We start from the raw sequence: 14,172 nt of genomic DNA on the forward strand, positions 1-14,172 counted from the left end.
CCACCGGAGGGGGCGACCCACGGCTCAGCTGGTGATGTCCTTCGTGCGGAATCGGCGCGACGCCAGGAAGAAGAACACCGCCGCGTACGTGATCGCGGAGAACGCGCCCTTCGTCATGTTCGACCAGTCGATGTCGGTGGCGATCAGGTCGGACCAGGCGAAGGACCAGTGGGTCGGCAGGTAGTCCCGCAGGTCCCCGAGCGCGGTGATCTGGTCGAGGATCTGCGACAGGATCGACACCAGCACCGTGCCGCCGACCGCGCCCAGAGGCGCGTCCGTGCTGACCGACAGGAACAGGGCCAGCGCCGCCACCCACAGCAGGTTGACCGAGATGTACGCGATCGAGAACACCAGCGCCAGCATCGAGTCCTCGAACGACACCGCGTCGCCGGTCGGGCTGACCGCCTCACCGGTGCCGTAGAAGACGATCCCCACCGCCAGCGCCACCGCGGGCAGCAGGACGAGGCACAGCAGCGACAGCAGACCCGACGAGATCGCCTTCTGCCGCAGCAGCCGCTGCCGGGGGACCGGCATCGACAGCAGGTACTTCAGACTCGACCACGAAGCCTCCGACGCGATGGTGTCGCCGAAGAACAGGGCCACGATCATCGGCAGCAGGAAGCTCCCCGTGGCGAACAGGATGAACACCACGAAGTTCGGCGCACTGGCCGTGGCCAGGTCGACGAACCCGCCGGAGCGCCGGGCGTTGTCCGACGAGCCGAACTCGAACGCCGCCCACAGCAGGAACGGCAGCAGCACCAGGAACGACAGCAGGAACTGGGTGCGCCGCCGCCGCAGCTGGCGGACCAGCTCCACCCGCAGCGGCAGTGTCCGACCCTGCCGGAACCCCTCGACGGACCCATCCGGGCTGAATCCGGTGGACTCCTTGCCCGCCGCCAGCTCCATCTCGGCGATCGCCGCCGGGTCGGTGTGCACGGTTGACACGTTCGTGTGAACCACCACGGGAACGTCCTTGTGGCCGTTTTCGTTCATGATCCCTCTCCGACCAGCTCGAGGAAGACGTCCTCAAGGCGCCTGCGCGGCCCCGCCTGCTCGACCGCCACCCCCGCCTTGACCAGCACACTGAGCGCCTTCGAGCGCGGCAGGCCGTCGAGGTCCGCGTGCACCAGGGACCCCTCGACCGTCACCGCGTTGATCCCGGTGACCCCGCGCAGCGCCTCGGCCGCCGACTCCGGGTCGTCGACCCGGAACGTCGCCTCGCCGCCGCCCGCCACGATCTCGTCGACCGAGCCCGCCGCGACGAGCTTGCCGCGGTGCATCACCACGACGTGGTCGCAGGTCTGCTCCACCTCGGCGAGCAGGTGGCTCGACACCAGCACCGTGCGGCCGGTCGCCGCGTAGCGCCGCAGCACGTCGCGCATCTGGTGGATCTGCGGTGGGTCGAGCCCGTTGGTCGGCTCGTCCAACACCATCAGGTCCGGGAACCCGAGCATCGCCTGGGCGATCGCCAGCCGCTGCCGCATGCCCTGGCTGTATGTGCGGACCTTGCGCTCGACCGCGCTGCCCAGCCCGGCGATCTCCAGCGCCTCGGCGAAGTGCGCCCGCTCGACCGGTCGCCCGGTCGCCGCCCAGTACAGCTCCAGGTTCGCCCGGCCCGACAGGTGCGGCAGGAATCCCGCCCCCTCGACGAACGACCCGATCCGCGACAGCACCGGCGCACCGGAGTGGATCTTGTGGCCGAACACCCGGATCTGCCCGTCGCTGGGCGAGATCAGGCCCATGAGCATCCGCAGCGTGGTCGTCTTGCCCGCGCCGTTGGGTCCCAGCAGGCCGAGGACCTGCCCCCGTTCGACCCGGAACGACAGTGAGTCGACCGCGCGCAGACCGCCCGGGTACGACTTCGACAGGTTCTCGATCACCAGCGGCACATCGGTCAGCTCCGGGTCGACATCGTCCTCGCGGCGCCTGCGGATCACTCCGACGATGGCGGCGATCAGCCCGAGGCCGAGCACCACCCCGATGCCGATCAGCGGACCGGCCGGGGGAGCCGAACTCGACCGAGCGCCCGCGACGACGGGCACCTGCAGCGAGGTGTCCGACGCGAGTTCGACCTTGTAGGCGGCGGGCTGCGAGGGCGTCGCGTACGCCTGGTCGGTGGTGGTCACGACGAGCTCGACCCGGTGGTCGGTCTCGATCGGCCGCACGATCCCCGGCAGCGCCACCGTCACCTCGACCGGCGTGCCGTCCGCGGGCAGCCCGGGCACCCGGAACGCGGACACGGCCGAGCCGGGCAGCGTCCGCACGCCGTCCGGGCCGACGTCGTAGAGCTTGGCGAACAGCACCGCCCCATCCGGCGCGGGCAGGTTCGGCACCGTCGAGACCCGCAGCTTCACCGTCGAAGCGCCGGCGATCAGCAGCTGCTGGTCGAGTGGTGGGCTGGCGAACCGCGCGGACTGGCCGGGCAGGTCGATCGCCACCCGGCCGGCGAGCCGGGCCGAGCCGCTGATGACCGAGCCGAGCCCGGGCATGCTGCTGATCGACGCCGGGTTGCCGCCCGGCGGGTTCACGATCGTCTGCGCCACCCCGTCGACCCGCACGGACCTGCGCTCGGTGGCCGCGCCCCCGGTCAGACCGGGGTAGCCGCTCGCGGTGACGGTGCGCACCGACGGCGCGCCCTGGGCCCGCAGCGCGCCCTGGACCGCGTACTCGAAGGGGGTGCCGGGGTCGTCGCCGAGGCCGCGCAGGTGGAATTCGAACCAGTCCGCGATCTCGCCGCGCAGGCCCGGGCCGGGCTTGCCGCCGTCGTGGCCGCCGGTGTACCAGACGACCTTGACCTTGCCGCCCGCCGCGCTGATCTGGCGCGCGGTGGCGTCGGCCTGGTCGAGGCCGAACAGCGTGTCCTGCTCGCCCTGCACCAGCATCGTCGGCTGGGTGATGTTCTTGGTGACCGAGCTGGGCGACACCGACCGCATCAGGTCGATCGTGGCCTGGTCGGCCCGCCCGGTGGTGGCGACCTGCGCATAGGCGCGGCAGACCGACTCCACGAACCGCCCGCACGGGTTGCCGTCGTCGGGCGTGGGCATCCGCTCCGGCCTGCCCGTCTCGATCGGCGCCGCGGCCCCGCCCGAGTCGCGCGGCTCCTCGTCGCCCGCCTCGGTGGCCTCCGACGAGGGGTTCGCCAGGCCCGCGGCGCTCATGCCGGAGGCGAAGAAGATGCCCGCCCACGACCTCTTGAACACCCCGTCGTCGGCGAACGCGTTGGCCGACGGCGACCCGGCGACCTCGCCGACGGTGGCCGAGTTCGGCACGAGCGCCTGGCTCAGGTCGTTGTAGGTGATCACCGGGGCGAGCGCGTCGACCCGCTTGTCGGTCCCCGCGAGCAAGAGCGACAGCGCGCCGCCGTACGACCCGCCGGTGACTCCTACTTTCGGGTCATTCTCGCCGTCGAGGACGACCTCGGGCCGCTTCGCCAGCCAGTCGACGAGCCCGCGGGCGTCGGCGACCTCGTGGTCGGGGGAGTTCAGCGCGATCCGGCCGCCGCTGCGGCCGAAGCCGCGGGCCGACCACGTCAGCGCGACGAAGCCGCGCTGGGCGAGTTCGCGCGCGTCGGCGTCGACGCTCAGCTTGCTCCCGCCGAACCCGTGGGCGACCAGCACCGCGGGCGCCGGGGTGCGTTCGGGCAGGTAGAGGGTGGTGTCGAGGGACACCGGGGCGGTCTCGCCAGGCCCGCCGGGCAAGGTCAGGAGGGCTTCGCTGGTCTGCACCGGGGGCGGCTCGTCACCCCGGTTCAGCCAGACGATGCCTGCGGCGGCGACGGCGGCCACGAGCAGGGCGGTGGCCACCTGTCTCGGGCGGATTCGGGGAAAACGGGGCACGCTGACGAAGGTATTCGAGACTTGCTGAGAGCGTTCCCAGCAGGGCCGCTGTGACAAATCCCAACGTGCGGAACAGGGACCCCGGCTGGTGTGCTGGCACCTGACAAGGAACAATCGACAGCAGAATGTGCTCGGAGGGGAGTATTCCTTCGCGCCGGTGTCGTCAACACGGACCCCTCGGGGACCCGGCGCCGGCGGTCGGACGAGTTGTCCGGCGGAAGAGACCTCCGGTGCTCGGCGCTTGCCCGTACACCGGAGGTTAAATCAATGGCAGTACCTGCCTGGGCCTGGTTCGCCACGATCGGCGGCCTGCTCGTCCTGTTCGCGATCGACCTGTTGATCGTCGACCGCAAACCCCACGAGGTCACCATCGGCGAGGCGGGCCGGTGGGTCGCCTTCTACATCGGCTGCGCGGTCGCGTTCGGCGGCGCCATCTGGGCGTTCTCCGGACCGGTGTACGCGGGGGAGTTCTTCGCCGGCTACATCACGGAGTACTCGCTCTCGGTCGACAACCTCTTCATCTTCTTGATCATCATGTCGGCGTTCGCCGTCCCGAAGATCCACCAGCACAAGGTGCTGCTCGTCGGCATCGTGATCGCCCTGGTGATGCGCGGAATCTTCATTGCCGTCGGCGCGGTGGCCATCGCCAAGTTCAGCTGGGTTTTCTACCTTTTCGGCCTGTTCCTCATCTACACAGCCTGGAAGCTGTCGCGACAGGGCCTGGGCGAGGACGAGGAATACGAAGAGAACGCGATGACGCGATTCGTCCGCAGGCTCTTCCCGGTGACCGACACCTATCACGGCGCCAAGTCGTTCGTGAAGCTCGACGGCAAACGGTTCGTGACCCCGATGTTCATCGTCATGATCGCCATCGGCACCGCCGACCTGCTTTTCGCGGTCGACTCGATCCCGGCCATCTTCGGCCTCACCAAGGAACCGTTCCTGGTCTTCACCGCCAACGCGTTCGCCCTGATGGGTCTGCGCCAGCTGTACTTCCTGCTGGGCGGCCTGCTGCGCAAGCTGGTCTACCTGTCGGTGGGCCTGGCGGTCATCCTCGGCTTCATCGGCGTCAAGCTGGTGCTCGAGGCGCTGCACACGAACACCCTGCCGTTCATCAACGGCGGCGAGCCGCTGCACGTGCCGACCATCGGCATCGAGGTGTCGCTGTCGGTCATCGTGGGTGTCCTGGTCGTCACGACCGTCGCCAGCCTCATCAAATCGCGCAAGACCGAGGCGAATGACGCGGAGGACGATTCGGACATCGGTGAACCGGCCGCGCACAAGCACTGAGGACAGGCTTACCGGCTGCTCCCATATTTCTTGGCGGGTATGGGAATAATCAAACGTCCGTCGGTCAGGTGACTGTCCGGTACGGTCGGCTGGTGCGTCCAGAAGACATCGAACTGCTGGCGGCGCCAGGTGCGCCCGCGATGCGTGGCGACTTGCTGCTGGTGGGAGTTTCGACCCCGGATCTCGAGGCGAACACCTACCGCGGCGGTCTGCGCCGAATTCCGATCGACGGCGGGGAATCCCGGGAATTCACCCGGGGCTTCCGCGACGTCGCCCCGGCGGTCTCGCCGGACGGGAGTCGGGTCGCGTTTCTGCGCAGCGCCGGGCCCGGCGCCAAGCCGCAGGTCTATGTGATCCCGGTCGACGGCGGCGAGGCGCGGCAGGTCACCGATCTGCCGCTGGGCGCGGGCACCCCGGTGTGGGCGCCCGATTCCCGCCGGATCGCCTTCACCGCGCGCATCCCCGACCCCAGCCGCTACGGGGCCGAAGGGCCGGACGGCACCCCGGACCCGTCGTCCGAGGCGCCGCGGTGGATCAGCCGCCTGGACTACCGGTTCGACGACAGCGGCTACCTGGCCGACCGTCCGATCCAGCTGTTCGTCGTGGACAGTGCCGACCCGGATGCCAAGCCGGTCGTGCTGACCGAGGGGGCCGCGGAGCCCGCCGAGCCCACGTGGACGCCCTCCGGTGAGCACATCGTCGTCGGCGCCAAGCGGGACTGGGGCGTCGAGGACACAGTCAACGTCGACCTGTGGGCGGTACTCGCCGAGGGCGGAGGACCGATCCTGGTCGCCCGCAGCGCCGGTTCGGCGAACCACCCGGTGGTCACCGACGACGGCATGGTGGTCTACCTCGGCGAGGCGTTCGCCGGGACGGCCGCGGTCGCCAACAACACCGGCCTGTGGGCGCTTCCACTGCGCCTCGACGGCGTGCCGGGGGAGCCGCGCAGGCTCACCGACCCGGAGACCGTCGACTGCGAGGTCGCCGCGGGCAAGCCACTGGTGACCGCCGACGGCGTCCTGGTCGGGGTCCGCAACCAGGGCGCGGTGGAACTGCGCCGGGTCGCCACGGGTGCGGCGGAGGCGACGCTCTCGGAGCTGACCCTGGTCGCCGGACACCAAGCGCTGGTCAAGGGATTCGCCGCCGACGGCGACCGGATCGTCGTCACCGTGTCCACTTGGGACTCGGCGGGCGAGGTCGTGCTCGTGACCGGCGACGAGACCTGCGCCCTCACCGACTTCTCCGGCCCCCTGCGCGCGGCCGGGGTGCGCCCGCTTATCGAGGTCAAGGCCTCAGCGTCCGACGGGTACGCCACCCACGGCTGGCTCGTCCTGCCCGAGGGCGAAGGCCCCCACCCGGTTCTCCTCGCGGTGCACGGCGGCCCCTTCATGTACCACGGCTGGGGCATGTACGACGAAGCCCAGGTGTACGCCGCCGCGGGATACGCCGTGGTGCTGCCCAACCCACGCGGTTCAGCCGGATACGGCCAGTCCCACGGCCGCGCCATCGTCGGCGCCATGGGAACGGTCGATGTCGACGACGTGCTGTCGGTCCTCGACGCGGTTCTCGAACGCCCCGACCTGGACCCCAACCGGGTCGGCGTGATGGGCGGCTCCTACGGCGGCTGGATGACCAACTGGCTGGCAGCTCACCACGGATCGCGCTTCAAGGCCGCGTGGAGCGAGCGCGCGTTGAACTCGTGGGAATCCTTCGAGGGCACCTCGGACATCGGCTGGTGGTTCGCCGAGGCGTACTGCGGCACCGACCCCGACGCCCTCAAGGCGATGAGCCCGCTGACGCACGCGGCCAAGATCGACCTGCCGATCGTGTTGGTCCACGCCGAACACGACTACCGGTGCCCACTGGAACAGGCCCAACGCCTGTTCGTGCGACTGCGCCGCAACGGCGTTCCGGCGGAAATGCTGATCTTCCCCGGCGAGGGCCACGAACTGACCCGCTCCGGTCAGCCTCGCCACCGCAAACAACGCTTCGACGCAGTACTGGAGTGGTTCGGCAAGCATCTGTAATGTGGCGCCGGCTGTGATGGCGCCGCCTTCGGCGGCGCCCGAGCGTAGGTTCCCGCCCGCTAAAGGTAAGGGGCAGAACCGAACGGTCTGTTTGGGTGGAGTGGTTTCGTTGGGGGAGAAGGAAGGCATCTGACCTTGCCCCTTCGTTAGCTCCGGCCGTAGCGCTCGTAGATCCGCTTCAGCTCGGCGCCGAGCGCCGGGTGCAACTGCTGCGCTGCCTTCGCCTCGCCGTCGATCCGCTGAGGCGGCTCGGTGTCACCAGGCTCGATCACGCGGTCGAGCTCGGCGTGCGGGTGTTTCCACTCGGGACCGCATCCCGCGGGGCATGGGTGCTCCATTTCGCGCAGGAGGGTGCCGCCTTGGCCGTCCGGGGCGGCCTGCTGCCGGCGCAGCACGCCCGCGCCGCCGCAATGTGGGCAATCACTTGGGGATTTCGCCGATACCTCCACACCTCTGACAGTAGGGGTGTCGACGAGATGCGTCGAGACCGCTGCCAAGGCATGCGGGGCAGGTGACCATCTCGACGTCGGGCAGGTTGATAAGAGTGACTTAACCTCGCCGGTTCACAGGTTGTGAACGCTGTGCGTCGTTCATCCGGTCGGGGCAACACCAAGCCGCCAAGCAAGCCCGCGCAAGTCCCGACCACCCGCGTCGCGACGTGTCGCCGCAAGCAATCCGGCCACGGTCTCTCGGGCCCAGACGTTGTTCCTGATCTGCTGGGGCGCCAGTTTCTCCGCCCGCATAATCGCCGCGATGCCGCGGGCGCGCGTCTTCCGCTCGGCCACCAAACCACGCCCGTAGTCGAGCCAGAACGCGGCCTGGCGGGACACCCCGATTGTCTCAGGGCGGATGTCGGCCGCCAGCTCATCGACCCGCGCGCCCCAGCCCAACTCAACCGCGATCGACAGCCGCCAGATGCCGACGTTGGTGCGGCCGAAGTTCATCAGACCGGTCGGCCACGAACTCACATCGGGTTCAATCAGCTCGGCCAGTGCCGCCGCCTCGCGCAGATGCGTCTGCGCCAGGTCATCGTCACCACGTGCGCTGGAAGCGAGCGCCGCAGTGAGGTTGGCCATGCCGCGGGTCTCGGGCTGTTCGGCCGGGGCTTCGTCGGCGACCCTGACCGCGAGCTCGTACTGGCGCAGCCGGTTGGCACCCGACAGGAAATGAGCACGAGACCAAGCGGCAACGCCGATCCACACCGGGTCTCCCAGTTCGTTCGCCACATCACGTAGCCGATCTGCGGCGAGCGTCGGCATGCCGGGAATCCCAAGCCGCGCGGCCAAACTTCCGGCAGCGTGATAGGCGTACACCAGGCCGATCAGAGACTCACGCCGGTGCGGACCATCGACCGCCGATATGGTCAGCAACTCGCGGATCAACACGGGGGCAACACCTCAGCCTGTGATGCGTAGTCACTCGCCGGGCGGAGGACGTTGTTCAGGCGAACAAGGTCGTCGCAAATCTCGGGCCACTCACGAACTTCAGCGTCGGGCGTTTCACCCAGCCACCAACCCGAGATGACGTCCGCCAGTCCCGTGACCGCCGCGTGCGTGGCTGCCGATGTGGCGTCGGTGGGGGCGTAAGGGTGCCCGGTCAGCTCCGCGGGCGACACACGCAAGGCGCCCGCGAGGGATTCCAGCACAGACCTCTTGGTGATCGGGCGTTGGCCACGCTCGATCATGCTCAGGTAGGACTTCGCGAACCCGGCGAGGCCCGCAGTGGCCTCAAGTGACATCCCTCGCCATGACCGGATCTCACGAACCCTGCGCCCGATGAGCGCATCATCGATCTCCACAGCAACCCCTTCGCCGAGGTGCCTCCGCCGAGAACCTCCGGCCCGTCGGCCGGGGGGTGTACAACTTCGGCGAGAGGTTTCACGATCAGCATATCCAAGGATGAGCTGCGGAATAGGTACTGGTGTTTAGTGACCACGCTGCCCGGGATCGCGCCGAGGCTGCCTCCGCCGCCGAGGACGAAACCGATCGGGCGCGGCAGGTCCATGACGATCCCAACCTTTCAGAGGAGCGTGTAGTTCAGCTCCTCGCAGATGCGGGCCAATGGCAGGTCCAGGCCTGGATAGTCCAGCGGCAGCAGCAGATCCGGCGACGTCGGCAGCGTGCCGCGCGCCGGTGGGTCCCACAGGCAGATCGCGGGTTCGCCACTGTCCATGGACGATCTGTACCAGACCCCGTCCAGTTCCGGGTGCGCCGAGCGGATCGCCCGCGCCCACGCCTGGGTGACGGTCTTCTTGCCGCTGCTGATCTCCTGGGACGCGCCGGCGCGGGTCGGCCACAGTCCACACAGGTCCAGTAGGCGCAGGGTCCGCTGCGGCCGGAAGACCACCAGGTGCGGGCGGCGGGTCGACCGGTCGACGACCGAGGTCTGCTGGAACACCTCCGCGACGCTGGTGCGCACGGTCAGTCCGAAGTAGAGCGCGCCGTGGCCGGATTCCGTGGTGGGGCCGCCGTCGCGGTTGACCGGGTGGGGGTCGAACCGGGCGTGCGGCAGGGGCCCGGTGTAGCGGAAGGAGTTCCAGCGCTGCCGGTGGGCGCCGCCGGCCGCGAAGACGCGGACCAGGTGCGTTCCACTGTGGACGGCGACTACGTCCTCATCGACCCGCAGCAACGTTTTGAGGGCAGCAGGAACCGGCGGCTGGGGGAGCCGTGACATCGTGCGTTGGTCCAGTCTTCGCAGGGTCAGGCCGGTGTGCCGAGCATCGAGGCCAGCGCCGCGACCCGGGTGGGGTCGCCGCCGGCGAGCAGCCACTGTCTGGGCGTCGCGGGCTCGTCGTTGATCCGCAGGTCCGGCTGCGGGGTGGTCATGAACGCGGCCACCACCAGCGGCGGCTGGTCGGACGGGACCGAGCGCAGCACCACGTCGAGGCCCGGCAGCACGCCGGACGCCGCGAACTGCCAGGCGGGCAGCCGCCAGCCGCCCCGGTCCTTCCAGCCCGCGAGCCTGCCCGCGGAGAGCCGGTGGCGGATGCGGCTGGTGTCGACGCCGACCGCTTGGGCGGCGTCGCCGACGGTCAGCGCGGAATCGCGCAGCACTGTCTGGGCGGCCACGGCGCGCGCCCGCGAGTCGACCTCGTCGGGGCGGCGCGGGGTCAGGTCGAGCCCGACCTCGGTGAGGGTGTCCCGTTGCTCGGCGGAGAAGTAGTCCGCCGGGTCCGGGGTGGCCGGGGACAGCCTGCGGGTGGCTTCCTCGATCATCTCGGCGAACTCCACCGGGCTGATCCGCAGGCCTGCCTTGGCGAGTACGGTCTCCAACGCGACAGTCATGCGCCTAGAGTATCCCGAATGTGCGGGTTCGTGCGCATTTGTGGGGGAGTTCACCGGATTCCGGGAAAAAGTAACGTAGATCGCCACTTTCCGCTCAGGGTCAAACACTGACAGTTGTCCGGCTTCCATGCAACCTTGTTGCCCCACGGCTTCGTCCTTGGCACATGAGCAGCGACTTACGAAGACTCCCCCGGATCGGCGTGGCCACGGTGGCCATCGCCGTGGCGGGAGCGGGCGTCATCGGCACCGCGTACTGGGTGGGCGGGCAGAAGACCGCCGACAAGGGTGACCGGCCGGGGGTCGTCGAAGCCTCTGCCGTGCGCCTGGTGGCGTTCGACTCGTGCGACAAGGCACTGACCGAACTGAAGGCCGCCGCCGTGCAGAAGGTCGGACCGTACGGCTTCGAGTCGCCGATGCTGATGGAGCGCGGCGCCGCGCCCGCGGAAGGCTCACAGCAGAAGGACTCGGCGGCGCCGGGGAACTACTCGGGCACCAACAACCACGAGTCCGCCGCCGACGAACCGGACCTCGTCAAGACCGACGGCAAGCGGATCGTCAGCATCGTCGACGGCACGCTGCGCGTGGTGGACGCGGCCACCAAAACCGTGACGGCGACGCTGAAGATCCCCGATGGCCAGCCGACGGCGATGCTCCTCGACGGCGACCGCGCGCTGATCACGGCCTACCCCAACGAAAACGTCGTCTACGACACCCCGCACCCGCACATGTACGCCGGGCGGATCACCCTGGTGCAGGTCGACCTCGCGGGCGGGGCCCGGGTCTCCGGCTCGCTGACCGTCGACGGCTCCTACATCGACGCGCGCCAGGTCGGTTCCGTCGCCCGGGTCGTCGTGCGGTCCAAGCCCCGGCTGCCGTTCGTCATGCCCATACAGGTAATCGACCAGCAGGAGGCGACCCGGCGCAACAAGGAGGTCATCGAGAAGTCCAAGATCGGTGACTGGATCCCGCGCCACAGCCCCGGAACCCCGGCCGAAGGCCCGCTCTACGACTGCACCGCGCTCAGCAGGCCGGCGAACTACACCGGCACCTCCACGCTGTCGGTGCTGAGCTTCGACATGCGCAACGCACTCGGCACCGGCGACGGTGTGGGTCTCGCCGCCGACGGCGACACCGTCTACGGCACAGCGAACAGCCTCTATGTCGCCGACGACCGCCAGTCGCACGCGGGCATCCTGCCCGCCGACGGCCGTGGCAAGCCCGTTCCCGGACTCCCGCAGGCGTCGACCACCACCGTGCACCAGTTCGACATCGCCAAGCCCGGCAAGCCGGTCTACCAGGCGTCCGGCATGGTTCGCGGGACCCTGCTGAACCAGTACTCGCTCTCCGAGCACCGCGGCAACCTGCGGATCGCCACGACCATGGACGACCCGGGATGCTGCGACCCCGGCAAGGAATCCTCCAGTTCCGTCGCCGTGCTGACCAGGCGCGGCGCCGAACTCGCCGAGATCGGCAGGCTCGACGGGCTGGGCAAGACCGAGCGCATCCACTCGGTGCGGTTCATCGGCGACACCGGCTATGTGGTCACGTTCCGCCGCACCGACCCGCTCTACACCGTCGACCTGTCCGACCCGGCCAAGCCGAAGGTCACCGGCGAGCTGAAGATCACCGGATACTCGGCGTACCTCCATCCGGTCGGCGACGGACGGCTGCTCGGTGTAGGCCAAGAGGCGACCGACCAGGGCCGGGCGACCGGAACCCAGGTGTCATTGTTCGACACGAAGTCCGTCCAGGCGCGCAAAGTCACTGGTTTCCACGTGGCCGGGGCGTCCTCGGAGGTCGAGTTCGAGCCGCACGCCTTCCTCTTCTGGGCGGCTAAAGGGCTCGTCGTGCTGCCGTTGAACGAGGCGGGACCGGACCACCGGCCGGCGGCCGTGGTGTTGCGCCTTCAGGGTGATTCGCTGACCGAGGCGGCCCGGCTGACCCATCCGCGCGGCAGCGAGTACGGCGAAGTGCAGATCCGCCGGTCGCTGGTGGTCGGCGACACGCTGTGGACCGTGTCGGGCAGCGGGATGCTCGCCACGGACACCGGTGCCCTGACTCAGATCGCCTGGGTGCCGTTCACCTGATGTTGGCGCGGGAGCGGGGTGTGCAGGTAGGACCACGGGATCGGCCCATCGGTCGACTCGGGGAACACCGGCGGCACCCCGCTCAGCGCCGTCCGCGTCGCCGACTCGTCGGCGACGAACTCCGGGCGTAGGGCCTCGGTGTCGTAGTACCGGTGGAAGACCGGGGTGATCCCGCCCGACATCGGCGGCACGATCCAGCTCCAGTCGGCCGGGCAGCTGCGCCCGGCCTTCTCCTCACGCTCGACGTGCGTGAGGAACCGCGCGGACTCCGTGTGGTGGTCGGTGATCGCCACCCCCGCCTCGGCGAACGAGTGCAGCACCGCGACGTTGACCTCGACGAGCGCGCGGTCGCGCCACAGCGACGTCTCCCGGCTGGTGTCGAGCCCCAGCCGCTCGGCGACCGCGGGCAGCACGTCGAAGCGGTCGTGGTCGGCGAAGTTGCGCGCGCCGATCTCGGTGCCCATGTACCAGCCGTTGAACGGCGCCGCGGGGTAGTCGACGCCGCCGATCGAGAGCCGCATGGAGCTGATCGCGGGCACGGCGTGCCAGCGCAGGCCCAGCTCGGCGAACCACGGGTGGTCGGGGTGTGTCAGCTCGACCTCCCGGACCGTGTCGCGCGGCAGCGGGTGCACGACGGTGCCCTCGTCGCGCCCGGAGACGACCAGCGGCAGCACGTCGAACGCGCCCGGCTCTGCTTCCGGCTTCCAGCCCAGGTCGCGCACGGCTTGGGTGAACTCGGTGTAGCGCGGGTCGCCCAGGACGGTTCCGTCCGGGCGGCGGTGACCGGCGTAGCGGATCAGCTGCTCGTTCCAGATCCTCGGCGCGGGCGCGTCCGGGGCGTCCGGGGCGAAGATCGTGATGAGCGGGCGGACCTTGCCGCCGTTGGTGGCCAGCCTCAGATGCTCGACGCAGTGCTCGGCGACCTCGGCGGGTGCGCGCACTGCTCTGAGATCGCGCACACGCATGCTTCGCCAGTAGAGCCTGCCGATGCAGCGGGCGCTGTTGCGCCAGGCGACCCGGGCGCCGAACTCCAGTTCCGCGCTCGTGTGCCGGTAGGTGCCGGTGAGTTCGGACTCCGCCCGCACCCAGCGGACCCGTTCGGACAGCGGACCGGCGGCGGGGTTCTCCGCGTGGAAGAGCTCGAGGAACTCCTCGGCTTGGTCGAGATCGGCGACGCCGCCACCTGCCTGCGGTGGTGCCGCCCTGTCGCCTCCGCGAGGTAACGCCCAGATCTCACCAGTCACTCGCGAGAAACTACCTTCTACGCGACGCCGTGACTCCATCTCTCACTCGTTTGGACGTCACCCGTAGGACGCACGGCCAATCGAGTGAAATCTCCGCCGTTTGTTCGGTTGAACAACGTTCGGTACTGGCGTGCATGCGGATATGTGCACGCGGATTCGCTGTTGACGTCGCTCAGACGCAAGTTGACCCGTCAACTAGCGGCTGAAATATCGACTTGGACGTGGCGTTGATCACGTCCCTTTTACGCCACAACCAGTAACGCAGATTCTCTGCATTCGTTCGATCTGGTGGTATCAATGCGGTGAATGGGTGACTGGGTGTCAACGGAGTAACGATGTCGCCTGCCCGAACGCAAACAGACCGGCGGGCGTGGCCCACCGGTCTGTCACCATCCGATCAGGCA

At 69.3% G+C, this 14,172-nt stretch carries 11 protein-coding genes; 3 read left to right on the top strand and 8 right to left on the bottom strand.

What is annotated here, in order from left to right; translation table 11 throughout:
• Positions 1–24: 24 nt before the first annotated feature.
• Positions 25–993 carry an ABC transporter permease gene (locus ACRDSQ_RS31585; RefSeq protein WP_431426183.1) on the bottom strand — a complete coding sequence of 323 codons (969 nt, stop codon included), beginning with the start codon at positions 991–993 and terminating at the stop codon, positions 25–27.
• The gene (locus ACRDSQ_RS31590; RefSeq protein ID WP_431426185.1) at positions 990–3,836 is read right to left on the bottom strand and encodes an alpha/beta fold hydrolase; all 2,847 of its coding nucleotides are present in this window, start codon (positions 3,834–3,836) and stop codon (positions 990–992) included. The genes ACRDSQ_RS31585 and ACRDSQ_RS31590 overlap by 4 nt, the downstream gene beginning before the upstream one ends.
• Positions 3,837–4,103: 267 nt before the next feature.
• Here ACRDSQ_RS31590 and ACRDSQ_RS31595 point away from each other — a divergent pair, with 267 nt between their 5' ends.
• Together ACRDSQ_RS31595 and ACRDSQ_RS31600 are read left to right on the top strand one after the other, a co-directional pair.
• Positions 4,104–5,126, top strand: coding sequence for a TerC family protein (locus ACRDSQ_RS31595; protein WP_431426186.1), 1,023 nt, complete (start codon positions 4,104–4,106; stop codon positions 5,124–5,126).
• A 92-nt stretch (positions 5,127–5,218) separates the two neighbouring features.
• Positions 5,219–7,153, top strand: coding sequence for a S9 family peptidase (locus ACRDSQ_RS31600; RefSeq protein ID WP_431426187.1), 1,935 nt, complete (start codon positions 5,219–5,221; stop codon positions 7,151–7,153).
• Between the two features lie 146 nt (positions 7,154–7,299).
• Here the strand turns inward: ACRDSQ_RS31600 and ACRDSQ_RS31605 are convergent, their stop codons facing one another.
• The 5 genes from ACRDSQ_RS31605 to ACRDSQ_RS31625 all read right to left on the bottom strand — a co-directional run bounded on the left by ACRDSQ_RS31605 (position 7,300) and on the right by ACRDSQ_RS31625 (position 10,437).
• Positions 7,300–7,548, bottom strand: coding sequence for a hypothetical protein (locus tag ACRDSQ_RS31605; protein ID WP_431426188.1), 249 nt, complete (start codon positions 7,546–7,548; stop codon positions 7,300–7,302).
• A 195-nt stretch (positions 7,549–7,743) separates the two neighbouring features.
• Entirely contained in the window at positions 7,744–8,538 is a 795-nt protein-coding gene (locus ACRDSQ_RS31610) for an XRE family transcriptional regulator (RefSeq protein ID WP_431426189.1), read from the bottom strand.
• Positions 8,532–8,951, bottom strand: a complete 420-nt coding sequence (locus ACRDSQ_RS31615; RefSeq protein WP_431426191.1) for a helix-turn-helix domain-containing protein — start codon at positions 8,949–8,951, stop codon at positions 8,532–8,534. The genes ACRDSQ_RS31610 and ACRDSQ_RS31615 overlap by 7 nt, the downstream gene beginning before the upstream one ends.
• A 221-nt stretch (positions 8,952–9,172) precedes the next feature.
• Positions 9,173–9,826, bottom strand: a complete 654-nt coding sequence (locus ACRDSQ_RS31620) for an RES family NAD+ phosphorylase (RefSeq protein ID WP_431426193.1) — start codon at positions 9,824–9,826, stop codon at positions 9,173–9,175.
• 26 nt (positions 9,827–9,852) lie between these two features.
• Positions 9,853–10,437, bottom strand: coding sequence for a DNA-binding protein (locus tag ACRDSQ_RS31625; protein ID WP_431426195.1), 585 nt, complete (start codon positions 10,435–10,437; stop codon positions 9,853–9,855).
• A 164-nt stretch (positions 10,438–10,601) separates the two neighbouring features.
• On the opposite strand from ACRDSQ_RS31625, the gene ACRDSQ_RS31630 reads away from it, so the two are divergent.
• Positions 10,602–12,524 (top strand): beta-propeller domain-containing protein, encoded by a 1,923-nt coding sequence (locus ACRDSQ_RS31630; RefSeq protein ID WP_431426197.1) that lies wholly within the window; start codon positions 10,602–10,604, stop codon positions 12,522–12,524.
• Here the strand turns inward: ACRDSQ_RS31630 and ACRDSQ_RS31635 are convergent.
• On the bottom strand, positions 12,497–13,768 hold the full coding sequence (locus ACRDSQ_RS31635) for a nitric oxide synthase oxygenase (protein ID WP_431426198.1): 1,272 nt from the start codon (positions 13,766–13,768) through the stop codon (positions 12,497–12,499). The two genes, ACRDSQ_RS31630 and ACRDSQ_RS31635, sit on opposite strands and share 28 nt — an antisense overlap.
• Between the last annotated feature and the right edge of the window lie 404 nt (positions 13,769–14,172).

Origin of the sequence: Actinokineospora sp., from assembly GCF_050699995.1 — a bacterium.
Lineage (GTDB): Bacteria > Actinomycetota > Actinomycetes > Mycobacteriales > Pseudonocardiaceae > Actinokineospora.

Coding starts and splice junctions, on each gene's coding strand:
- ACRDSQ_RS31585 (WP_431426183.1), bottom strand. CDS start 993: ATGAACGAAAACGGCCACAAGGACGTTCCCGTGGTGGTTCACACGAAC.
- ACRDSQ_RS31595 (WP_431426186.1), top strand. CDS start 4,104: ATGGCAGTACCTGCCTGGGCCTGGTTCGCCACGATCGGCGGCCTGCTC.
- ACRDSQ_RS31620 (WP_431426193.1), bottom strand. CDS start 9,826: ATGTCACGGCTCCCCCAGCCGCCGGTTCCTGCTGCCCTCAAAACGTTG.
- ACRDSQ_RS31625 (WP_431426195.1), bottom strand. CDS start 10,437: ATGACTGTCGCGTTGGAGACCGTACTCGCCAAGGCAGGCCTGCGGATC.
- ACRDSQ_RS31630 (WP_431426197.1), top strand. CDS start 10,602: ATGAGCAGCGACTTACGAAGACTCCCCCGGATCGGCGTGGCCACGGTG.